Origin of the sequence: Microbacterium sp. NPDC057659 (assembly GCF_042799915.1) — a bacterium.
In the GTDB taxonomy this organism is placed as follows: domain Bacteria; phylum Actinomycetota; class Actinomycetes; order Actinomycetales; family Microbacteriaceae; genus Microbacterium.
On record NZ_JBHVHU010000001.1, the window covers coordinates 172,650 to 194,824 of the forward strand.

Consider the following 22,175-nt stretch of genomic DNA (forward strand, 5'->3'; position numbering starts at 1 on the left):
CGGCGGCGGATGTCGGATGCCGGGGGCAGTATCGGGGCATGGATGCCGAACTCACCGCGCGACGAGGACTGATCGACCAGCTGACCAAGCAGGGGAGCATCCGATCGGATCGGGTGCGGGGTGCGTTCGAACGCGTGAGACGCTCGGCGTTCATCCCCGATGCGCCACTGGACCAGGTGTACGCGGATCGCACTCACACGGTCGCGGAGGACGACGGGATCAAGGTCAGCACGGTGTCGGCTCCGTCGATGCAGGCGACGATGCTGGAGGTCGCCGCTCCGCGGCCGGGCGAGGACGTGCTCGAGATCGGCTCCGGCGGCACGAACGCCGCCCTGCTCGCCGAGATGGTCGCCCCGGGCGGCTCGGTGTGGACCGTCGACATCGATGAGCGGGTGGTCGAGCGTGCTCGTGCGTCATTGGCGCAGCATCCCACTCCCGTGCCGGTGCGGGTGGATCGGGTCGATGCGTGGGCGCCGGGAACGGCGATCAGTGAGGCGTCGTTCGATCTGGTCGAGTTCACGGTCGACACGTGGACGTTCCCCGAATGGCTGCCTGCCGTGCTGCCGTCCGGAGCCAGAGTCGCTGCGCCGATGAGCGTGTGCGGCGTCGGATGCGGGTGGTCTCTCGAGCACGACGGTTCCCGGCTGGTCAGCCGGACGCCGTTCCCCGGTGGCTTCGTCGGAGCGCGGGGCGCGGGAGCCGAGGGCGACGAGCCGGAGGAGATCCAGAGCGGCGACGTCGTTCTCGCTCCCGATCGGGCGGCGGAGGCCGGATGGCTCGCTTCGGTGCTGTCTCGAGAGAACGAGTCGACTGGCATCGTGACCCACCGCGTCCTGGGATCGATGTACCTTCCGCTCTTCCTGCGGATTCTGTGCGGTTCGGAACGCGCCGGATCGATCCGCAGCGCATCGCGGAGCAAGACCGACGCGTTTCCGGGGGCGTCCTGGATGCGGACCCCGGTCTGGCTCGCGGATGACGGTATCGCGGTGATCGACCATCGCCTGGCGGGCGACGGCGTCGATGTCTTCGTGCGGTCCTTCGGCTCTGACGGCCCGGCGCTCGCCGAACGGATGGCGGATCGGGTGCGCACGTGGCAGGAGGGGATCGGAGGGCCGCGCTTCGAGGCGATCCCGATCTCCGAGGTGCGCGAGCCGGCACCGGACGGCGTTCGTGTGTTCCGCCGCGGATCCTGGGAGTTCCGGCTGTCCTGGGAGGGATGAGCCGTCACACTCCGGGCGCCGGCGGCTGTCACCCCTATCATCGGAGGTCGGGGCGGCGGGGACGGAACGGTGATCATGACGCGACCGGTGGTGTCCATCCTCAGCGCAGCCGCGGCGATGCTCCTCGTGGGCACGTCGGCGGCCGTCGCGGCGCTGATCGCCGATTTCCCGATCCTGTTCGGCCAGGCGATGCGCTTCGCGATCGCTGCGGCGATCCTGCTGGTCGTCATCGCTGCGCAGCGTGCGCCCCGCATCCGCCTCTCGCCGCGCGACGTCCTGCTGCTCGTCGCTCTCGCCGCGACGGGGCTGGTCGGGTTCAACCTCTTCCTCATCGAGGCGACCAGGCATGCCAGCCCGGCGCTGATCGGTTCGGTCGTCGGCGCGGTGCCGATCGTTCTCGCCCTCGCCGGCCCGCTGATGCAGCGGCGCGCGCCGAGCCGCCGGGTGGTGATCGCAGCGATCGTCGTGGCCGCGGGCACCGCCGTCGCCGCGGGCTGGGGGAGTGGGGACCCGCTCGGGCTCGTGCTCGCCCTCGGTGCGATGCTGTGCGAGGTGCTGTTCTCACTGCTGGCCGTTCCGCTGTTGCCGCGGCTCGGTGCGACCAGGGTGTCGGCGTATGCCGCGACGACCGCCGTGCCCCTGCTGCTGCTCGCCGGATGGCTGACGGGCGAGGCGACTGCTCTACGTGCTCCGACCGGTGTGGAGACCGCCGCATTCGTCTATCTCGGGGTGGTCGTCACCGCCGTCGCGTTCCTGCTCTGGTACAGCGCCCTGAGCAGGCTGGGGCCTGATCGGGCCGGACTGTTCGCCGGCCTGGTGCCGGTCGGTGCACTCGCGACCACGGTGCTCCTCGCCATCGCGCCGGTCGGCGTTGCGGAGGCGCTGGGTGCGGCGCTGATCGCCGCCGGCATCGTGTACGGCATGCGGGTGCCGGTGCGCGCTCCGCGTGATTCCGCGCCGGAGGGCGCGATCGCGGCGCCGGACTGAGAATCCCGAAGAAGTCGTGCAAAGAAACACTTGCAAAGAAGGCTTTGCATAGGTATCTTTGCATGCATGAGCACAGAACCGCAGAGCATCCCGACCGAGGATCGCACGCTGGATGCCGGAGCGCTGAAGGCGCTCGCGCACCCGCTGCGGGTGCGCATCTACAACCTGCTCGGCGAGCGCGGCCCGCAGACGGCCAGCACGCTGGCGGCGCTGATCGGCGAGACCTCCGGCGCGACGAGCTACCATCTGCGTGCGCTCGCGAGCCACGACCTCATCCACGAGGTGGTCGGGCGGGGCACCGGCCGGGAGCGGTGGTGGGAGCTGCACCGTGGCAGCGTGAACGTGCCGGGACCGGACGAGACCTCGACGCCGGCGGCACGGGCCGCGTCGCAGGTCGTCATGTCGGAGTTCTTCCGGCTGCGCAACGACTCCCTTCTCGACTACCTGAACCGGTCCACCGCCGATCAGCCGGAGGAATGGCGCGACCTCGGACTCGTGCTCACCTCGCGCCTGGACATGACGCCCGAGCAGATGGCCGAGGTGCGTGACCAGCTGAAGGCCGTGCTGGACGGAGCGGTGGAGCGCTTCCGCGACCAGGAGGGCAAGCCGGGCACCCGCCGGGTGTCCATGCGAACAGAGATCTTCGATCTGGCGGACGGGCCGGATCGTCACCTGACCATCGAGGAGGAATCATGACCGCCGCAACGCTGCACATCGCCACTCCCACTGCCACCGAGCGCACCCTGCTGCGGGTCGCCGACGGCCTCACCGCCTACGTCGCCCACCGCCGCGAGCGCCGCATCGAGCGCCGCGAACTCGCGCTCGACCTGCTGCGCGAGCAGCAGTCCCGCAAGCGCGACCCGCGCGCCGTGGACTATGCGCTGGCGATGCAGGGCGTGAACCGCCGCTGAGGACTGGGACGAGGAGGGCCCCTGTCGCGAACGCGACAGGGGCCCTCTCCTGTGATGGAGTCAGTCCTGGAACGGACGGGCGACCAGATCGCCGGACGCCGTGACCAGGACCTCCCACCCGGCATCCAGCTCGGCGATCGGCCGGCCCTCGAGCCAGGTGAGCGTCCAGTGTCCGCTCAGTCCCTTGGCCTCGACCTCCGCGATCCCGGGTCGCAGGACGGCAGGGACGGATGCCGGCGGCTCGGCGCCCGCAGCCCAGCGCGTGCCGAGCTGCATCACGCCTCCTCGGCCGGTGCCAGCTCGATCGCCGTGACGGCGAGCTCGTCCGCCTCGGTGAAGGAGAGTTCGGCGATGCGGCCCACCGCGCGCAGGTCGTCGGCTGCCGCCTCGAGCGCCGCGACCTTCGCCGCGGGAGCCGCGATCGTCGCCGAGGCGACCGGCGTCTTCTGCGAGGCCTTCGCCTCGGTCTTCGCGCGACGGATGCCGATCAGCGCCTCGCTCGCGGTGGCGAGCACCGAGGCGTCACCGTCGGTGCCCAGCGGCTCCGGCCAGGCGGCGGTGTGGATCGAGCCCTCCTCGAACCACGACCACGCCTCCTCGGTCGCGAAGGACACGATCGGGGCCAGCAGACGCAGCAGCGTCGACAGCGCCAGACGCAGCGCGAGGGCGGCGGATGCCTGACCGACGTTCGTCTGGTCGTAGGCGCGCTCCTTCACCAGCTCGAGGTAGTCGTCGCAGAACGTCCAGAAGAACGCCTCGGTGATCTCGAGCGCCTTCGCCTGGTCGTAGTTCTCGTATGCCGCCGTGGCGCCCTGCACCACCTGGTCGAGCGCCGTCAGCATCGAGGCATCCAGCGCGTGCGTGATCTGCGCGCCTTCGGGAACCGGGAACGACAGCACGAACTTCGCCGCGTTGAGGATCTTGATCGCCAGGCGGCGGCCGATCTTCACCTGCGTCGGGTTCTGCGGGTCGAACGCGGCATCCATGCCCAGGCGGCTCGAGGCCGACCAGTACCGCACCGCGTCGGAGCCGTGCTTGTCGAGGATGTCGGCCGGGGTGACCACGTTGCCCTTCGACTTCGACATCTTCTTGCGGTCGGGGTCGACGATGAAGCCCGAGATCGCCGCATTGGCCCACGGCGAGCGCTGGTCCTCGAGGGTCGAGCGCAGCATGGTGGAGAACAGCCAGGTGCGGATGATGTCCTGACCCTGCGGGCGCAGATCGAACGGCGCCACGAGGTTCCAGAGCTCCTCGTCGCGCTGCCAGCCGCCGGCCAGCTGCGGGGTGAGCGAGGAGGTCGCCCAGGTGTCGAAGATGTCCTTCTCGGCGTCGAATCCGCCCGGAACGCCGCGCTGCTCCTCGGTGTAGCCCGCGGGCAGATCGGTGGTCGGGTCGATCGGCAGGCTGTCCAGCGACGGGGTCAGCACGCGGTCGTAGTCGCGCTCGCCGTTCGCGTCGAGGGCGTACCAGACCGGGATCGGCACGCCGAAGAAGCGCTGCCGCGAGATCAGCCAGTCGCCGGTCAGGCCGCCGACCCAGTTCTCGTAGCGCACGCGCATGAAGTCCGGGTGCCACGCCAGTTCGCGTCCGTTGGCGATGAGCTGCTCGCGCAGCGCCTCGTCGCGGGCGCCGTTGCGCAGGTACCACTGCCGGGTCGAGACGATCTCGAGCGGGCGGTCGCCCTTCTCGAAGAACTTCACGGCGTGGTTGAAGGGCTTGCCCACCTCGAGCAGCTCCCCGGTGCCCTGGAGCAGCTCCACCATCTGCTTGCGGGCGCTGAACACGGTCTTGCCCGCCAGCTCGGCGTAGGCGGCCCTGCCGGCATCCGAGACGATGGCCTCGGGGGCGTCGGGCAGCACGCGGCCGTCCATGCCGAGGATGGTGCGCACCGGCAGGTCGAGCTCGCGCCACCAGACGATGTCGGTCACATCGCCGAAGGTGCAGATCATCGCGATGCCGGAGCCCTTGTCGGGCTGGGCGAGGTGGTGCGCGAGCACCGGCACCTCGACGTCGAACAGCGGTGTGCGCACGGTCTTGCCGAAGTACGGCTGGTAGCGCTCATCATCGGGGTGCGCCACGAGGCCCACGCAGGCCGCGAGCAGCTCGGGGCGGGTGGTCTGGATCTCGATGTCGCCGGAGCCGTCGGTCTTGTGGAACGCGATGCGGTGGTATGAGGCCTGCTGCTCGCGGTCCTCGAGCTCGGCCTGCGCGATCGCGGAGCGGAAGTCGATGTCCCACAGGGTCGGCGCGAGCGACTGGTAGGCCTCGCCGCGCTCCAGTCCGCGCAGGAACGCGAGCTGGCTCTGCCGAATCGTCTCCGACGAGATGGTGCGGTAGGTCTGGGTCCAGTCGACGCTCAGACCGAGCTGGCGGAACAGCGCCTCGAAGTGCTTCTCGTCCTCCTCGGTCAGGCGCTCGCAGAGCTCGATGAAGTTGCGACGGCTGATCGGGTGCTGGTCTGCGGCGCGGGACGACTTGTTGTCGCCGCCCTCGAACGGGGGCGTGAAGTCGGGGTCGTAGGGCAGCGACGGGTCGCAGCGCACTCCGTAGTAGTTCTGCACTCGGCGCTCGGTAGGCAGGCCGTTGTCGTCCCAGCCCATCGGGTAGAAGACCTTCTTGCCGTGCATCCGCTCGAACCGCGCCTTGATGTCGGTGTGCGTGTACGAGAACACGTGGCCGATGTGCAGGCTTCCCGACGCTGTGGGCGGGGGAGTGTCGATCGAGTAGACCCCGGCGCGACCCGCCTCGGCGGCACGGACGCGGTCGAACAGATAGGTGCCGTTCGCGGCCCAGGTCTCACCCCACTTCGCTTCGAGACCTTCGAGGGCGGGCTTGTCGGGAATCGCGGACGCGGCGTGCTCGGACATAGAGGGTCTCCTTGAGCGATGTATGCGGCACTGTGTGAGCGTGCCTGAGTGTGGGTTGTCGGGCCAGTCTATCGGTGGGCACCGGATGTCGGGTTCTTCGACCCCGTCCATCAATACCGGGTAAGCTGGAACGTCCCGTCTCCGCACTCTTCCGAGGTCACGCATGCCTTCTCGCCCCGCGCGCCGTCTTCTTCCGCTCGCCGCCCTCGCCGCGGCATCCGCTCTGGTGCTGAGCGCGTGCTCCGCGCCGTCCGGCGGCGACGCCGGGGCGTCCGACGCCGAACTGGTCTGGGCGATCGAGGGCGCGAACCTGTCGGCCGGAAAGATGGACCCGCAGGTGAGCCAGCTCGACGTCACTGCCATGGTGCAGCGCCAGGTGCTCGACTCGCTGGTGTTCCAGGAGGCCGACGGCTCGTTCTCGCCGTGGCTGGCGAAGAAGTGGGCCGTGTCCGATGACGGGAAGACCTACACGTTCGAGCTGCGCGACGACGTCACCTTCACCGACGGCACGCCGTTCGACGCGGATGCCGTGAAGGCGAACTTCGACCGCATCGTCGACCCGGCCACGAAGTCGGCGCAGGCCGCGAGCATGCTCGGCGGTGAGCTGTACGCCGGCACGAAGGTGGTCGACGCCCACACCGTCGAGGTCAGCTTCACCCAGCCCTACGCGCCGTTCCTGCAGGCCGCGAGCACCGCGCAGCTGGGCTTCTGGTCGCCGAAGGTGCTGAAGAGCTCCGCTGACAAGCTCGCTGCGGGCGGTCCAGACGTGAACGTCGGCACCGGGCCGTTCGTGCTCAGCGAGTACACGGCCGACCAGGAGATCGTCTACACCCGCAACGACGACTACGCGTGGGGCCCGGACGGCGCGAAGAAGCCAGCGATCAAGACGCTGCGCGTCGACATCCTGCCCGAGGCATCCGTGCGCGCCGGTGTGGTGTCCTCCGGTGAAGCGGATGTCGCGAGCCAGCTGCCGCCGAACGTCGTCGGCGACCTCGGCGGCGACGTGACCGTCGACGCCAAGGAGTATCCGGGCCTGCCGTACTCGCTGTTCCTGAACGAGAGGTACGGCGTGTTCGCCGATCAGAAGGTGCGCCAGGCGTTCGAGCGCGCGATCGACGTGGATGCCGCGGTGAAGCAGATCTTCTTCGGTGAGTTCCCGCGGGCGTGGAGCATCCTCGGTCCGACCACCCCCGGCTACGACAAGAGCCTCGAAGGCAGCTGGCCCTTCGACGCCGACAAGGCGAACGCCCTGCTGGACGAGGCCGGCTGGACCGGGCGCGACAAGGACGGCATCCGGATGAAGGACGGCAAGCGCCTCTCCGCCCGCTGGATCGCGTGGACGCCGATCTCGGATGACAAGGCCGCCCTGGCGAACGCCGTGCAGTCCGACCTGAAGAAGGTCGGCTTCGAGATCACGCGTGAGGCGCTCGAGCCTGCCGCCTACAACGAGCAGTACGGTCCGAAGACCTACGACATCACCGATTGGGACTTCTCCGGCGTCGACGCCGACCTGCTGCGCAGCCACCTGGGCACCGACGGCTTCCAGAACGCGTCGCAGGTGAGTGATCCCGCGGTCGACAAGCTGCTGGCCGACGGGCTCGCCTCGTCGGACCAGGCCGAGCGCAACGGCATCTACCAGGACGTGCAGGAGTGGAACGCGGAGCACGTCGCGATCGTGCCGCTGTACGTGAACTCCGCGATCACCGCGCAGAACAAGGACGTGAAGGGGCTCGCCTACGACCTCTACGGCCGCCCGCTGTTCTACGGCGTGAGCCTCGCAGGCTGACGTACGCTCACTGACGTGACCCGTCGCGCGCTGACCAGGATCGCCGGGCTCGCGGCATCCGTCCTCGTCGTCCTGTGGGGCGCCGCGACGCTGGCGTTCGTCGCGTTCCGGATCATCCCGGGCGATGCGGTGTCGGTGATGCTCGGGCCGCAGGCCCAGGTGAGCGAAGAGGTCAAGGCGGGCATCCGCACCGAACTCGGCCTGGACCGCCCGCCCCTCGAGCAGTACTTCTCGTACCTGGGCGGGCTGCTGCGCGGTGACCTCGGCACCTCGTACCAGCTGCGGCTGCCGGTGGCCGAGGTGATCGGCCGGCAGCTCGGGCCGACCGTCCAGCTCACCGCGGTCGCGCTGCTGATCGCGCTGGTGCTGGCCTTCGCCATCGCGCTGTTCGCACGCCGCGGGGTGGTCAGGGGGATCGTCGTGACGGCCGAGCTGATCGTGCTGTCCTCACCGGTGTTCTGGATCGGGCTGGTGCTGCTCGGGGTGTTCGCGTTCGGGCTGGGCTGGTTCCCGGTGGCGGGCACGCGCAGCCCCGCGACGATCGTGCTGCCCGCCGTGACCCTCGCGCTGCCGATCGCGGCGCTGATCGGTCAGGTGCTGCGCGACGGCATGGACCACGCCGAGCGGCAGCCGTTCGCCGAGACCGTGCGGGCGCGCGGCGCGGGACCCGCGCGGCTCACGCTGCACCACTCGCTGCGTCACGCCGCATCCAGCACCATGACCCTGGCCGCCTACCTGGTCGGATCCCTGCTGGGCGGCGCGGTGCTCGTCGAGACGGTGTTCGCCCGCCCCGGGCTGGGCAGGGTGACGCTCGCCGCGATCGTCGACCGGGACGTGCCCGTGGTCGCCGGCGTGATCATGCTCAGCGCCCTGGTGTTCGTGATCGTGAACGTGGTCGTCGAGCTGCTGCAGCCGCTGATCGATCCGCGGCTGCGGGAGGGTCCCGCCGCGATCGCGGTACCCGAGATCGGGGAACGGCGATGAAGGGCCGGACGCTGGGGATGTGGATCGCCGTCGCCTTCCTGGTGCTGGTCGCGCTCGCGGCGTTCCTGCCGGGGCTGATCGCCACGCACGACCCGCTGCAGACCGATGTGCGCTCCGCGCTGGTGCCCCCGGGGCCGGAGCATCTGTTCGGCACCGATCAGTCCGGCCGCGACGTGTATTCCCGGGTCGTGTACGGAGCTGCGCGCTCGGCCGGCATCGGCCTGCTCGCGACCACGCTCGCCCTCGTCGTCGGTCTCGCGGTCGGCGCACTGTCGGGTGTGGCCCCGCGGCCGGTGGACACGGTCGCGATGCGGCTCACCGACATCCTGCTGGCGTTCCCCGAGTTCCTCATCGCGCTCATCGTGGTGGCGGTGCTGGGCCCCGGGCCGGTGAACGTCGCGATCGCGGTGACGATCGCCGCCGTGCCGGTGTACATCCGGCTGGCACGCACGCAGACGCGGACGCTGCGCGGTGCGGAGCACGTCGAGGCGGCCCGCATCCTCGGCGTCGGGTCTGCGCGCGCGTTCCTGCGACACGTGCTGCCGGGCGTGCTCGGGTCGCTGAGCGTACTCGCGACGATCGGCATCGGATCGAGCATCCTCGCCGCCGCAGGCCTCAGCTTCCTCGGTCTCGGGCCGATCGAGCCGCAGCCGGAGTGGGGGCTCATGCTCTCGGGCGGGCGCAATGTGCTGGGCCGTGCCTGGTGGATCTCGGTGTTCCCCGGACTCGCGATCACGCTCACGGTGATCAGCGCGACGGTGATCGGGCGCGCGATGCGCGCGCGGGCGGACGGGGTGCGGTCGTGAGCACGGTCGAGGTGCGCGGACTGCGGGTCGCGTTCGGCGCGCGGATCGCCGTGGACGACGTGTCGTTCGCCGTCGAGCAGGGGGAGTGCCTCGCGATCGTCGGCGAATCGGGGGCGGGCAAGTCGCTGACTGCACGGGCGCTGCTCGGCCTGGCTCCCGGACAGGTGTCGGCGTCAGAGCTGGTGATCGACGGCACGGATGCCACGGCGCTGAGCGAGCACGGATGGCGGTCGCTGCGGGGCCGGCGCATCGCCCTGGTCTCGCAGGACGCGCTCGCCGCACTGGATCCGCTGCGGCGGATCGGAGCCGAGGTGGCCGAACCCCTGCAGATCCACGGGATGCCCGCCGAGGAGGAGCAGGTGCTCGAGCTGCTTCGGGAGGTCTCGGTGCCGGAGCCCGCGCGCCGATCCCGGCAGTACCCGCACGAGCTCTCCGGCGGTCTGCGGCAGCGGGCGCTGATCGCTTCGGCGCTCTCGACGGGTCCCGCCGTGCTGGTCGCCGACGAGGCGACGACCGCGCTGGATGCGACGGTGCAGGCGCGCGTCCTCGCACTGCTGCGGCGGATCGCCGATGCGGGCACGGCGGTCGTGTTCATCAGCCATGACTTCGCCGCCGTGCGTCGTGTCGCCGACCGGGTGATCGTGATGCGCGAAGGGCGGATCGTCGAGCAGGGCACGACGGCGCAGGTCATGGAGCAGCCGCAGGAGCCGTACACCAAGGACCTCGTCGCGGCATCCCGGCACGTGGTGCGCGCGGATGCCGCTGCCCCCGGAACGGTGCTGCTTCGCGCGTCAGGCGTCTCGAAGAGCTTCGACCGCCCCGCGGTGCGGGACGCATCCTTCGTGCTGCGGACGGGGCGGACCCTCGGCATCGTCGGCGAGTCCGGCTCCGGCAAGACGACGCTCGCGCGCATGATCGTCGGCGTCACGAAGCAGGATGCCGGGACGCTGGACTGGGCGACGCCGCAGCGGGTGCGGCTCGTGCATCAGGACCCCCTCGGGGCGTTCGATCCGCGCTGGACCATCGCCCGTTCTCTCGGTGAGGCGCTGGAGGCCGCGGGGACGCCGCGCTCGCGACGCCGGGCCCGGATCGCGGAACTTCTCGCCGAGGTGGGCCTCGCCGAGGAACTGGGGGCGCGGCGGCCGCGGGAGCTCTCCGGCGGGCAGCGCCAGCGCGCAGCCATCGCGAGGGCACTCGCCGGTGACCCGCAGGTGCTCGTACTCGACGAACCGGTGTCGGCGCTCGACCCGACGATCCGGGAGCGCGTGCTCGCGCTGCTGCGGCGGGTGCAGCGCGAGCACGGACTGACGGTGGTCTTCGTCTCGCACGACCTCGGCGTGGTCGGAGCGATCTGCGACGAGGTGCTGGTCATGCAGGACGGCGCGATCGTCGAGCAGGGATCGGTGACCGAGGTGTTCCACGCCCCGCAGCATCCGTTCACCCGGGAGCTGCTGGCGGCGCGCTGAGCCTGATCAGTCCTGCACGTCGATGCCGGCGGCGGTCGCGAAGGCGGGGGCGAGCAGCTCCACCTGGCGGGAGGCCAGGGTCGCGCCGCGCAGCGACAGTACGTCGAGATAGGCGAGGGCATCGAGCCCGCGCAGGTCGACGTCCTTCGACGTGAGCCCGCGGGGATCGACCTCGTCGGCGCGCGTGCCGTCGAACCGCACCCGGGTCAGAGTCGCCTGCGGCACGTCGAGCGTGTGCAGCGTCGTGTCGGCGATCAGGACGTCCTCAGCGCGGGCGCCGCCGAGCGACAGGTAGTCGATACGCGCGCCTCGGATCTCGAGCTCGCCGATGCGGGCCGTCGAGAGGTCGAGCGTGCCGATCCGGCCCCGGTCGATCCGCAGGCGCCGGATCGACGCGTCGCGCAGCGAGACCACGGGGGCCCGCAGATCCTCGATGCGCACGTCGAGGAGCGTCGCCCCCGTGAGGTCCACGCGATCGGCGGCGCCGGTGAGCACGCACTGCTCGAGGCTGCCGTGCGCGAGGTCGGTCTCGCCCGCGCACTCGACGGATGCCGCGAGCAGATCGGCCCGGCGCTGCGCGCGGGCAGGCGTCAGGTGGTCGGGCAGGTCGGGAGCGGAGACGCGGGGAGGCACAGGGCGGATGGCGGGCATTCCGCGAGACTACGGGATGCCGCGGACATCCGGTGTGTGCTACGTTGCTAGCATGCAAGCAAGCGAGTCCAAGGTGCAGTTCAATGTGTACCTGCCGCCCGACCTGGTGCGCGCGGTCAAGCACCGGGCGATCGACGACGGCCTCAGCCTTTCCGCTCTGGTCGAAGCAGCGCTGCGCACCCTGGTGGAGGAGAAGCGATGACCACCGTCCAGCAGATCGTCTACACGGATGCTCCTGAGCGCTGGCACGCGCTCGCGGCAGCGCTCGGATTCGTGGCTCCGTATCCTCCGACACCGGAATGGGCCGAGTTCGACGGCGACGGTGTGCTCTCCGTGCATCATGCGACCGCGGCATATCCGTCCGGCGGGATGGACCTGAACGTGCTGGTCGCCGACCTCGATGCCGCGGAGCGCGCACTGGAAGGCCGCGACGTGACCCGCCGTGAGATGGACGGCGTGGGGGAGATGCTCACTGTGCGTGCCGCCTCAGGGCTCTCCATCACGGTGTTCGCCGGAGCGAGGGCGGCCGGGGCAGGAGACATCGCCGTGCAGCCGATCTGGTTCCAGGACGACGTCGATGAGGCCCGCGGCATTCTGGAGGCACTCGGTCTGCGGGCATCCATCCTGTCCGACGGTGGTGGCTGGGCCGAATTGCGCGCTCCGGGCGGAGGATCCGTCGGCGTGCACTCCGCGGCGGGGCGCTCCGAGGGCGAGGGGCAGGGCTTCGGTCTCTCGTTCGAGGCCCGCGGCGACGAGGACGTGCTCGTCGCGCGTCTGAGGGATGCCGGGTTCGAGGCATCCGTGATCGATGAGTCATACGGCCGCACCATCCGCATCACCGACCCCGACGTGTGGATCAACGGCGCGCAGACCGACCTCTACGGGTACCACCGCGCGTCCTGACCCGACCGGATGCCGGCATCGGCCGAGACCGCGTAGAATGACCTGACCAGCTTTGATCCGGCCATCACCGGGGAGCTCTCGGAAGAACGCTTCGTCAAGCTCAGCGAGCGAAGCAAGTAGAACCGAGCGGGGCAGGCCCGTCATCGCCGCAGTGAGAGAGGCCTCGCAAGAGGCAAGTGGGGTGGTACCGCGGCCCGTCAGGTCACAATCCGGACAGGTCGTCCTCGCAGCAGCATCCGACACGATCACTGCGAGACGACATGAGCTACCCGCGCACCTCCTCCTTCGGCCCCGCCGCCGACGTCACTCCGAGCCCGCGCTTCCCCGAGATCGAGCGCGAGGTGCTCGAGTTCTGGAAGGCCGACGACACCTTCCGCGCCTCCATCGCTCAGCGCGAGGGCGCCGACGAGTGGGTGTTCTACGACGGCCCGCCGTTCGCCAACGGCCTTCCGCACTACGGCCACCTGCTGACCGGGTACGCCAAGGACGTGTTCCCGCGCTTCCAGACCATGCTCGGCAAGAAGGTCGACCGCGTGTTCGGCTGGGACACCCACGGTCTGCCCGCCGAGCTCGAGGCGATGAAGCAGCTCGGCCTGACCGAGAAGAGCGAGATCGAGGACATGGGCATCGGCGTCTTCAACGGGAAGGCGAAGGCATCGGTGCTCAAGTACACCCGCGACTGGGAGGACTACGTCACCCGTCAGGCGCGCTGGGTGGACTTCGAGCGCGGCTACAAGACCCTCGATCTGAGCTACATGGAGAGCGTGCTCTGGGCGTTCGACCAGCTCTACGACAAGGGCCTCGCCTATGAGGGCTACCGCGTGCTGCCGTACTGCTGGCGCGACGAGACCCCGCTGTCCAACCACGAGCTGCGCATGGACGACGACGTCTACAAGGACCGTCAGGACCCGTCCGTCACCGTCACCTTCCCGCTCACCGGCGTCAAGGCCGAGTCGCTCGGACTCACCGCCGTGCGCGCGCTCGCCTGGACGACCACGCCGTGGACGCTGCCGACCAACCTCGCACTCGTGGTGGGGCCGGAGATCGAGTACGTCGTGCTGCCCGCGGGCCCCGAGGGTGCAGCCGACGTGCACGACGGGGACGACCGTGTCGAGGCGTCCGCGCACCGCTACCTGCTCGCGCGGGACCTCCTCGGCGGCTACGCCAAGGACCTCGGCTACGAGTCGGCCGATGACGCGCTCGCCGCGGTCGAGCGAACCCTTCGCGGCGCCGACCTCGCCGACGTGCACTACGACCGGCTGTTCGACTACTACGCCGACACCGAGACCTGGGGCACGCAGAACGCCTGGCGCATCCTCGTCGACGACTACGTCACCACCACCGACGGCACGGGCATCGTGCACCAGGCGCCCGCCTACGGTGAGGACGACCAGCGCGTCAGCAACGCCGCCGGCATCCCGACCATCCTGTCGCTCGACGACGGCGGCAGGTTCCTGCCGCAGGTCACCGATGTCGCTGGCGAGCTCTGGATGGACGCGAACACCCCGCTCATCCGCTTGCTCCGCGCTCAGGGACGGATGCTGCGCGAGCAGAGCTATGTGCACTCCTACCCGCACTGCTGGCGCTGCCGGAACCCGCTGATCTACAAGGCGGTGTCGAGCTGGTTCATCCGCGTCACCGACCTCAAGGACAAGATGCTCGCGAACAACGAGCAGATCACCTGGGTGCCCGAGAACGTCAAGCACGGCCAGTTCGGCAAGTGGCTCGAGGGGGCGCGCGACTGGTCGATCAGCCGCAACCGGTACTGGGGATCGCCGATCCCGATCTGGAAGAGCGACGACCCGGAGTATCCGCGCGTCGACTCCTACGGCTCGCTGGAGGCGCTGGAGCGCGACTTCGGCACTCTGCCGCGCAACGAGAGCGGCGAGATCGACCTGCACCGTCCGTACATCGACGACCTGACCCGTCCGAACCCGGACGACCCGACCGGCAAGAGCACGATGCGCCGCATCGAGGACGTCTTCGACGTGTGGTTCGACTCGGGGTCGATGCCCTACGCACAGGTGCACTACCCGTTCGAGAACCAGGAGTGGTTCGACTCGCACGCCCCGGCCGACTTCATCGTTGAGTACATCGGTCAGACCCGCGGATGGTTCTACGTGATGCACGTGCTGTCCACCGCGCTGTTCGACCGGCCGGCGTTCACCGGGGTGAGCTGCCACGGCATCGTGCTGGGCTCCGACGGCTACAAGATGTCGAAGTCGCTGCGGAACTACCCGGACGTGTCCGAGGTGTTCGACCGGGACGGCTCCGACGCGATGCGCTGGTTCCTGATGTCCAGCTCGGTGCTCCGCGGCGGCAACCTGTCGGTCACCGAGGAGGGGATCCGCGCCGGCGTGCGGGAGTTCATCCTGCCGCTGTGGAACTCGTGGTACTTCTTCGCGACCTACGCGAATGCGGCGGCCGACCCTTCGTCGGGCTCAGGGACCGGTTACGAGGCCACCTGGCGCACCGACTCGCAGGACGTGCTCGATCGCTACATCCTCGCCCGCACCGGCGACCTCGTCCGCGACGTCAAGCAGGACCTGGAGGGTCTGGACTCGACGACGGCGGCGTCGCGCCTGCGCGACTTCGCCGAGGTGCTCACGAACTGGTACATCCGCCGCTCGCGCGACCGGTTCTGGGAGGGCACGGCGACCGAGGCGTTCGACACGCTGTACACGGTGCTCGAGACCCTCTGCCGGGTCGCGGCTCCGCTCGTTCCGCTGATCACCGAGCGCGTCTGGCAGGGCCTCACCGGAGACCGCAGTGTGCACCTGACCGACTGGCCGGACGCCGATGCGTTCCCGCACGCCGACGACGTGCGCGACGCGATGGATGCCGTCCGCGAGCTCTCCAGCGTCGGCAACGCGCTGCGCAAGAAGGAGAAGCTCCGCGTGCGCCTGCCGCTGGCCCGCTTCACGGTCGTCACGCCGGATGCCGCCGCGCTGGCGCCCTTCGAGGACATCCTGCGCGAGGAGCTCAACGTGAAGAGCGTCGAACTGGTCGCGCAGGGCGAGGGCACAGCCGCCGAGTACGGCATCAGCCACCGGTTGAGCGTGAACGCCCGTGCCGCAGGCCCGCGCCTGGGCAAGGAGGTGCAGCGCGTGATCCGTGCCGCGAAGGACGGGTTCTGGACCGAGGAGAACGGCGTGGTGACCGCCGACGGCATCGAGCTTCAGGCGCACGAGTACGACCTGGCGCTGGAGACCACCGGTCGCCCTGAGGGCGAGGCGCTCGCGGTCGTCCCCACCGGGGGCTTCGTGCTGCTGGACACCGCGACCACGCCTGAGCTGGAGGCCGAGGGCCTGGCGCGCGATGTGATCCGTGCCGTGCAGGACACCCGCAAGAAGGCCGACTTCGACGTCAGCGACCGGATCAGCCTGGTGCTGGACTTCTCCGCCGCGGACGAGGCCGAGGCTGTGGCATCCGCCTTCGACATCGCGGATGTCGCGGGGGAGACCCTCGCGCTGGCCTACGAGGTGCGCGCGGCGGGCGCGGTGTACACCGAAGCGGGGATCCTCCCCGGCGAATCGGAGTTCGAGACCACCGTGCCGAAGGGCACCTACGCGAACACCGCCGACTTCACCGTCGCGGTGACCAGGATCGGAGAGGGTGCATGAGCGATCGCAGCAGGGCCGACAAGGTCTACGAGCAGCTGCTTGAGCGCGCCGGAGAGCGCTGGGTGCAGCCCCGCAGGGAGCGCGTCGCGCGCATCCTCGAGCTGCTCGACGACCCTCAGCGCAACTACCGGGTCGTGCACATCACCGGCACGAACGGCAAGACGTCGACGGCGCGGATGATCGAGAGTCTGCTGCGCGCGCACGGGCTTCGCACCGGGCTGTTCACCAGCCCGCACCTGGAGCGGTTCACCGAGCGGATCATGATCGACGGCGAGCCGATCGCGGATGCCGCGATCGCCGACGCCTGGGACGAGACCCTGCCCTTCATCGGCCTGGTCGACGCCGAGCTGGAGGCGGCGGGCGACGCGCCGCTGACGTTCTTCGAGCTGCTCACCGTGCTCGCGTTCGTCGCGGCATCGGATGCACCGGTCGACGTGCTCGTGCTCGAGGTCGGCATGGGCGGGGAGTGGGACTCCACGAACAACGCCGACGGCGACGTCGCGGTGTTCAGTCCGATCGACATCGACCACGCCGACCGCCTGGGCGACACCATCGCGGCCATCGCCGAGGTCAAGGCCGGGATCATCAAGGACGGCGCGTCCGTGGTGTCGGCCGAGCAGCCCGCCGAGGCCGAGGCCGTGCTGCGCCGCGTCGCCGCCGAGCGCGGCGCCCGCATCTCGTTCGCCGGAGCCGACTTCGGTCTCGCCGAGCAGAAGCTCGCCGTCGGCGGTCAGCTGCTCACCGTGCGCGGCCTCGCCGGTCAGTACGCCGACGAGTACCTGCCGCTGTACGGCGCGCACCAGGGACACAACGCCGCCCTCGCGATCGCCGCAGTGGAGGCGCTGATCGGCGACGCGACGCAGCCGATCGCCGGCGACATCCTCGTGGAGGGGCTGCAGAACGCGACCTCGCCCGGTCGCCTGCAGCTGCTCGGCATCGCCCCGACCGTCGTGGTCGACGCCGCGCACAACCCGCACGGCGCTCGCGCGCTCGCGCAGGCGCTGGCGGACAGCTTCGACTTCGACGAGTGGGGCCTCGTGCTCGGTGTGCTCGCCGACAAGGACGCCGCCGGCATCGTCGACGTGCTGCTGCCCTCCGTCGCCGAGGTGTTCGCGACCGCGCCGGACTCGGCGCGCGCCAACGATGCCGACGCGATCGCCGATCTCGTCGAGGAGCACGGGCGCCGCGCGAGCGTGCATCCGACCTTGGCCGAGGCAGCGGATGCCGCGCGCGAGTGGGCCGCGTCCTCGGACCGCCGTGCCGTGATCATCGCGGGCTCCGTCGTGCTGGCAGGGGAAGCGATCGCTCTCTCCGAGGAGGAGGACTGGAAGTCGGGGTGGACCGCGTGAGCGCACGCGCTTCCCGCCCGCAGCGGGCGCCGCGACCGCCGCGGACTCTCGTCCAGAAGCTCGCGCCGATCGTGCTCGGCTTCGAGGCGATCGTGGTGTTCCTCGCGGGGCTCACGATCTTCGGACTGAACGTGCTGCCGGCCGGCATCCCGTCCTGGTGGGGGATCGTCTTCGGCGTGGTGATGGCCCTGCTGATGTGGGCCGTCGCCGGCATGATCACCAAGCCCTGGGCGATCGCCGCCGGCTGGGTGCTGCAGGCGATCGTCGCGCTTTCGGCGATCCTCGTGCCCGCCATCGCGTTCGTGGTGCTGATTTTCGGCGGCATGTGGGCGTATGCGACGATCATGGGGGCCCGCATCGACGCCCGTGCGCCGCGGGCCGAAGCTGAGACTCCGACAGAGAGCGAATGACATGGCTACCGAAGAAACCCTCGTCCTGGTCAAGCCCGACGGCGTCGCCCGCGGTCTGACCGGTGCGATCCTGGCCCGCATCGAGGCGAAGGGCTACGCGCTCGTCGACCTCCGTCTGGTCGAGCCCGACCGCGACGTGCTCGCCGCGCACTACGCCGAGCACGAGGGCAAGCCCTTCTACGAGCCGCTGATCGAGTTCATGATGTCCGGTCCGTCCGTGGCGATCCGCCTCGCGGGCAACCGCGTCATCGAGGGCTTCCGATCGCTCGCCGGCACCACCGACCCGACCACGGCCGCGCCCGGCACGATCCGCGGCGACTTCGGCCGCGACTGGGGTCTGAAGGTGCAGCAGAACCTCGTGCACGGCTCGGACAGCCCCGAGTCGGCGGCCCGTGAGCTGGGCATCTGGTTCAGCTGAATCACGCGCAACCGAAGAAGGGGACGTCCTGAGGGACGTCCCCTTCTTCGCGTTCGGACTCGCGTCAGAACAGGCGCATGAACTCGCCCAGCAGATCTCCGCCGGCCATGTACGACATCACGATGATGACGGCGAAGCACAGGATCGATGCGAGGGGCGTCCACACCATCAGACGGCCGAAGGCCTCCTGCGTCGACGCCTTCTGGGAGAGCGTGCCGTTGCGCCCGAGCTCGACCACGGTGGTGAGGAATGTCGGGATCATGACCAGGTAGGTCAGGCCGCACCACGGGCACAGGGTGTGCAGCGAGAAGAAGGTCTGCCAGATGAGCCAGGCGATGAACACGAACGCGGCCGTGACGCCGAGCCCGAACAGGGCCCAGAACCAGCGCGGGAAGCGCACGCCGGCGAGGACCGCGACACCCATGACGAGCACGGCCATCCAGCCGGTGAGACCGATGATCGGGTTCGGGAAGCCGAACACCGAACCCTGCCAGGAGTCGAGGTTCTTCCCGCACTGCACGAAGAAGCTGACATCGCAGCTCAGCGCGGCCTTCGGATTCTCGAGGCTGATGAACTTGTCCATCGTGAGCTGGAAGGCGGCCCACCAGCCCACCACGCTCGCGAAGATGAGCCAGATGCCGTACCCGATGTGCCGTGTGCGCTGTGCGGTCATGTCGGGATTATCCCAGTGCCGGCTATGCCCGGGACGTGAATCGTCGATGACGCGCGAATCGGCTCGATGCCGCGGGCGGCGCGCCGAAGTGCGATAATGGCATGCAGATGCGACACACTCGCATCGAAGAGACTTCGGGGTACAGCCCCAACGCGGTCCGAGCACACGCCGACCGTCTGTGAGTTCGCGGCAGTACGTGCCGCACGAGTTTTCGCGGAGCACACAGTGCCCTGCGCAGGGAGTACGCCAGAGATGGCCGATCAGAACGATGACAACCAGACCCTTGACCTCGATGCGCTGCTGGAGCAGCCGGTAGCGGCCGAGCCGGCACCCCCGGCGGATGCCGCGGAGGCCGAAGCGGATTCCGCGGAGCCGGAGACCGTCGCCGAGGCAGCGGCCGAGGAGACCCCGGCCGAGGCCGCGGTGGTCGAGGAAGCGCCTTCCGCCGAGCCCGACACCATCGTCGAGGCTGAGGCACCTGCTGAGGCTGAGGCACCTGCTGAGACTGAGGCACCCGTCGAGGCTGAGGTGCCCGCAGAGGAGCCCGCAGCGCCGGCATCCGAGCCGGTGCCCGTCACGGCGGTGACCCTCGGACTGCTGCCCGAGGTCTTCGTGTCGAAGGTCTCCACCCAGCTGCACTTCTACGCGCCCGAGATCGTCCCGCTGCCCGCGCGCCGCGACGACGAGCAGGATGCCGAGAGCGGCAACCGTCGTGGCCGCCGTCGGCGGGGCGAGGGTGACGAGGAGCGCTCCGAGCCGCGTCAGCGCCAGCGCGTCGTCGAGTACATCACCGAGCCGAAGGCGATCAAGGGTTCGACCCGTCTCGAGGCGAAGAAGCAGCGTCGCCGCGACGGCCGCGACGCCGGTCGCCGCCGCCCCGTCGTGACCGAGGCCGAGTTCCTCGCCCGCCGCGAGGCCGTCGACCGCATGATGGTCGTGCGCGCCAAGAACGGCCGCACCCAGATCGGCGTGCTCGAGGACAACGTGCTCGTCGAGCACTACGTCGCCCGCAACCAGGACGCGTCGCTGATCGGCAACGTGTACCTCGGTCGCGTGCAGAACGTGCTGCCCAGCATGGAGGCCGCGTTCGTCGACATCGGCCGCGGCCGCAACGCCGTGCTGTACTCCGGCGAGGTGGACTGGGACGGCGTCGAGACCGGCAACCAGCCGCGTCGCATCGAGCTCGCGCTCAAGCCGGGCGATCGAGTGCTCGTCCAGGTCACCAAGGATCCGGTGGGCCACAAGGGCGCCCGCCTGACCAGTCAGATCTCGCTGCCCGGCCGCTACCTGGTGTACGTGCCGGGCGGGTCGATGAACGGCATCTCGCGCAAGCTGCCCGACAACGAGCGTGCTCGTCTGAAGCGCATCCTCAAGGAGGTGCTGCCCGAGTCGTCCGGCGTGATCGTCCGCACCGCGGCCGAGGGCGCGACCGAGGAACAGCTCACCCGCGACGTGCAGCGACTCACCTCGCAGTGGGAGCACATCCAGAAGCTGGTCGAGTCGCAGTCGGCGCCGTCGCTGCTGCACGCAGAGCCCGACCTGCTGGTCAAGATCGTCCGTGACGTCTTCAACGAGGACTTCACGAAGATGCTCATCCAGGGCGAGGACGCGCAGCGCACCATCCGCGCCTACCTCGAGAGTGTCGCGCCCGACCTGCTCGAGCGCGTCGAGGCATACGAGGACGAGGTCGACCCGTTCGACGCCTTCCGCGTGACCGAGCAGATCGAGAAGGCGCTGGACCGCAAGGTCTGGCTGCCCTCCGGCGGCTCGCTCGTGATCGACCGCACCGAGGCCATGACGGTCGTCGACGTGAACACCGGCAAGTTCGTCGGCTCCGGCGGCAACCTCGAGGAGACCGTCACCAAGAACAACCTCGAGGCGGCGGAGGAGATCGTCCGCCAGCTGCGTCTGCGCGACATCGGCGGCATCATCGTCGTCGACTTCATCGACATGGTGCTCGAGTCCAACCGCGACCTCGTGCTGCGCCGCCTGGTGGAGTGCCTGAGCCGTGACCGCACGAAGCACCAGGTCGCCGAGGTCACCTCGCTCGGCCTTGTGCAGATGACCCGCAAGAAGCTGGGCCTCGGCCTGCTCGAGACGTTCAGCGAGCCCTGCGAGGTCTGCGCCGGCCGCGGCGTGATCGTGCACCACGACCCGGTCGTGAAGCACCGCTCGGCGGGCAGCACGTCCGGTGGCGGCCAGGGCCGTCGCTCGCGCGGCGGCAACAGCAACGGCGGTGGCGGCAACAGCGGCGGCAACAACAACGGCGGCCAGCCCTCTCAGGCTCCCGCGGCCGCGAACGGCGGCACGCACAGCATCACCGAAGGGGCGAAGTCGGCCCTCGCCGCGATCGCCGCCTCCACGATCGTCCCGAACGCCGAGGGCGTCCACATCGAGGTCGAGCAGCCTGCGGAGCCGGCGCCCGAGCGTCCGAAGAAGCGCAAGAAGCGCTCCGAGCGCAAGGGACCCCGCAGCGAGGCCGAGCAGCTGCTCGACTCGGTGCTCGACGCATTGCCCGAGCCGAAGGCTCCCGGCCAGGGCCGCAACCGTCGTCGCGTGACGACCGCCGCGCTCTCCGGCACGCCTGTGGTGCGCCCCGAGCCGGTCGCAGACGCGTCAGCGCCGGTCGCGGGCGGGGATGCGCAGTCCTGACGCGATCAGCCTCCTGACGAGCTCCTTGCCGCCGACGTGCACCGCACCGGCGGCAAGGAGCTTCGGCACGAGATCCTCGGGGACGTCGTAGTGATCGCGGTCGAACGCGCGCGCGGGCACGCCCTGCGCGAGTGCGAAGGCATGCAGCTCGTCCAGGCTGCTGTCGCTGACCAGGTGCGCCCACAGCCGTCCGTGCGCGGGCCAGCGGGGGTCGTCGACGAGTACAGCCATGTCGCGATCCTAGGACCGGATGCCGGGGGAGGGGTGCGTCACGAGACACACCTCCCGGCTCGCTTTGCGACAGGATGCGGCATCCGGTAAAGTAGTCCCTTGGTGCGCGATCCCTGTCTGCGTTCACGCAGGGCAGGGGCAAGTCCTGCATCCGCATCCGTCGCCAGCGCGACGTTCGCAGGCAACAGTCTTCCCGTGAGAGATTCCGGAGCCCGTTGGGCTCCCTGACGAAACAGGT

Annotated in this window: 20 protein-coding genes; 15 read left to right on the forward strand and 5 right to left on the reverse strand. The window is 69.9% G+C overall.

Annotated elements, in window-relative coordinates:
* Window positions 1-38: 38 nt before the first annotated feature.
* From ACFVAE_RS00855 to ACFVAE_RS00870, 4 genes are all read left to right on the forward strand, one after another.
* The gene (locus ACFVAE_RS00855) at window positions 39-1,220 is read left to right on the forward strand and encodes a hypothetical protein (protein WP_378887028.1); all 1,182 of its coding nucleotides are present in this window, start codon (window positions 39-41) and stop codon (window positions 1,218-1,220) included.
* A gap of 75 nt (window positions 1,221-1,295) precedes the next feature.
* On the forward strand, window positions 1,296-2,207 hold the full coding sequence (locus tag ACFVAE_RS00860; RefSeq protein WP_378887029.1) for a DMT family transporter: 912 nt from the start codon (window positions 1,296-1,298) through the stop codon (window positions 2,205-2,207).
* Between the two features lie 66 nt (window positions 2,208-2,273).
* Window positions 2,274-2,903, forward strand: a complete 630-nt coding sequence (locus ACFVAE_RS00865; RefSeq protein ID WP_378887030.1) for a helix-turn-helix domain-containing protein — start codon at window positions 2,274-2,276, stop codon at window positions 2,901-2,903.
* Complete coding sequence (locus ACFVAE_RS00870; protein WP_378887031.1) at window positions 2,900-3,118, forward strand: hypothetical protein; 219 nt, start codon at window positions 2,900-2,902, stop codon at window positions 3,116-3,118. Before ACFVAE_RS00865 ends, ACFVAE_RS00870 begins: the two co-directional genes overlap by 4 nt.
* Before the next feature lie 60 nt (window positions 3,119-3,178).
* Here ACFVAE_RS00870 and ACFVAE_RS00875 read toward each other — a convergent pair whose 3' ends face one another.
* Window positions 3,179-3,394 (reverse strand): hypothetical protein, encoded by a 216-nt coding sequence (locus ACFVAE_RS00875; RefSeq protein WP_378887032.1) that lies wholly within the window; start codon window positions 3,392-3,394, stop codon window positions 3,179-3,181.
* Complete coding sequence (gene valS / locus ACFVAE_RS00880) at window positions 3,394-5,985, reverse strand: valine--tRNA ligase (RefSeq protein WP_378887033.1); 2,592 nt, start codon at window positions 5,983-5,985, stop codon at window positions 3,394-3,396. The genes ACFVAE_RS00875 and valS overlap by 1 nt, the downstream gene beginning before the upstream one ends.
* A gap of 163 nt (window positions 5,986-6,148) precedes the next feature.
* Here valS and ACFVAE_RS00885 point away from each other — a divergent pair, with 163 nt between their 5' ends.
* From ACFVAE_RS00885 to ACFVAE_RS00900, 4 genes are read left to right on the forward strand one after another with little or no spacing between them, the layout of a single operon-like run.
* Window positions 6,149-7,771: an ABC transporter substrate-binding protein gene (locus ACFVAE_RS00885; RefSeq protein WP_378887034.1), complete on the forward strand. Its 1,623-nt coding sequence runs from the start codon at window positions 6,149-6,151 to the stop codon at window positions 7,769-7,771.
* A gap of 15 nt (window positions 7,772-7,786) precedes the next feature.
* Complete coding sequence (locus ACFVAE_RS00890; protein ID WP_378887035.1) at window positions 7,787-8,755, forward strand: ABC transporter permease; 969 nt, start codon at window positions 7,787-7,789, stop codon at window positions 8,753-8,755.
* Window positions 8,752-9,561: an ABC transporter permease gene (locus ACFVAE_RS00895; protein WP_378887036.1), complete on the forward strand. Its 810-nt coding sequence runs from the start codon at window positions 8,752-8,754 to the stop codon at window positions 9,559-9,561. The genes ACFVAE_RS00890 and ACFVAE_RS00895 overlap by 4 nt, the downstream gene beginning before the upstream one ends.
* Window positions 9,558-11,027, forward strand: a complete 1,470-nt coding sequence (locus ACFVAE_RS00900) for an ATP-binding cassette domain-containing protein (protein ID WP_378887037.1) — start codon at window positions 9,558-9,560, stop codon at window positions 11,025-11,027. Before ACFVAE_RS00895 ends, ACFVAE_RS00900 begins: the two co-directional genes overlap by 4 nt.
* 6 nt (window positions 11,028-11,033) lie before the next feature.
* On the opposite strand, the gene ACFVAE_RS00905 is transcribed toward ACFVAE_RS00900, so the two are convergent.
* Window positions 11,034-11,678 (reverse strand): pentapeptide repeat-containing protein, encoded by a 645-nt coding sequence (locus tag ACFVAE_RS00905; protein WP_378887038.1) that lies wholly within the window; start codon window positions 11,676-11,678, stop codon window positions 11,034-11,036.
* 52 nt (window positions 11,679-11,730) lie between these two features.
* On the opposite strand from ACFVAE_RS00905, the gene ACFVAE_RS00910 reads away from it, so the two are divergent.
* From ACFVAE_RS00910 to ndk, 6 genes are all read left to right on the forward strand, one after another.
* The gene (locus ACFVAE_RS00910) at window positions 11,731-11,880 is read left to right on the forward strand and encodes a CopG family transcriptional regulator (RefSeq protein ID WP_378887039.1); all 150 of its coding nucleotides are present in this window, start codon (window positions 11,731-11,733) and stop codon (window positions 11,878-11,880) included.
* The gene (locus ACFVAE_RS00915) at window positions 11,877-12,581 is read left to right on the forward strand and encodes a hypothetical protein (protein WP_378887040.1); all 705 of its coding nucleotides are present in this window, start codon (window positions 11,877-11,879) and stop codon (window positions 12,579-12,581) included. Before ACFVAE_RS00910 ends, ACFVAE_RS00915 begins: the two co-directional genes overlap by 4 nt.
* A 260-nt stretch (window positions 12,582-12,841) precedes the next feature.
* A complete protein-coding gene (ileS, locus tag ACFVAE_RS00920) occupies window positions 12,842-16,204 on the forward strand; it encodes an isoleucine--tRNA ligase (protein WP_378887041.1) in 3,363 nt (1,120 codons plus the stop codon).
* Complete coding sequence (locus ACFVAE_RS00925) at window positions 16,201-17,553, forward strand: bifunctional folylpolyglutamate synthase/dihydrofolate synthase (RefSeq protein WP_378887042.1); 1,353 nt, start codon at window positions 16,201-16,203, stop codon at window positions 17,551-17,553. Before ileS ends, ACFVAE_RS00925 begins: the two co-directional genes overlap by 4 nt.
* Window positions 17,550-17,963, forward strand: a complete 414-nt coding sequence (locus tag ACFVAE_RS00930; RefSeq protein WP_378887043.1) for a DUF4233 domain-containing protein — start codon at window positions 17,550-17,552, stop codon at window positions 17,961-17,963. The genes ACFVAE_RS00925 and ACFVAE_RS00930 overlap by 4 nt, the downstream gene beginning before the upstream one ends.
* A 1-nt stretch (window position 17,964) precedes the next feature.
* Entirely contained in the window at window positions 17,965-18,381 is a 417-nt protein-coding gene (gene ndk, locus ACFVAE_RS00935; protein WP_378887044.1) for a nucleoside-diphosphate kinase, read from the forward strand.
* A gap of 64 nt (window positions 18,382-18,445) precedes the next feature.
* Here ndk and ACFVAE_RS00940 read toward each other — a convergent pair whose 3' ends face one another.
* Window positions 18,446-19,054 carry a vitamin K epoxide reductase family protein gene (locus ACFVAE_RS00940; protein WP_378887045.1) on the reverse strand — a complete coding sequence of 203 codons (609 nt, stop codon included), beginning with the start codon at window positions 19,052-19,054 and terminating at the stop codon, window positions 18,446-18,448.
* 252 nt (window positions 19,055-19,306) lie between these two features.
* Here ACFVAE_RS00940 and ACFVAE_RS00945 point away from each other — a divergent pair, with 252 nt between their 5' ends.
* Window positions 19,307-21,706, forward strand: a complete 2,400-nt coding sequence (locus ACFVAE_RS00945) for an Rne/Rng family ribonuclease (protein WP_378887046.1) — start codon at window positions 19,307-19,309, stop codon at window positions 21,704-21,706.
* Here ACFVAE_RS00945 and ACFVAE_RS00950 read toward each other — a convergent pair.
* The gene (locus tag ACFVAE_RS00950) at window positions 21,671-21,937 is read right to left on the reverse strand and encodes a DUF4031 domain-containing protein (protein WP_378887047.1); all 267 of its coding nucleotides are present in this window, start codon (window positions 21,935-21,937) and stop codon (window positions 21,671-21,673) included. The two genes, ACFVAE_RS00945 and ACFVAE_RS00950, sit on opposite strands and share 36 nt — an antisense overlap.
* Window positions 21,938-22,175: the final 238 nt, after the last annotated feature.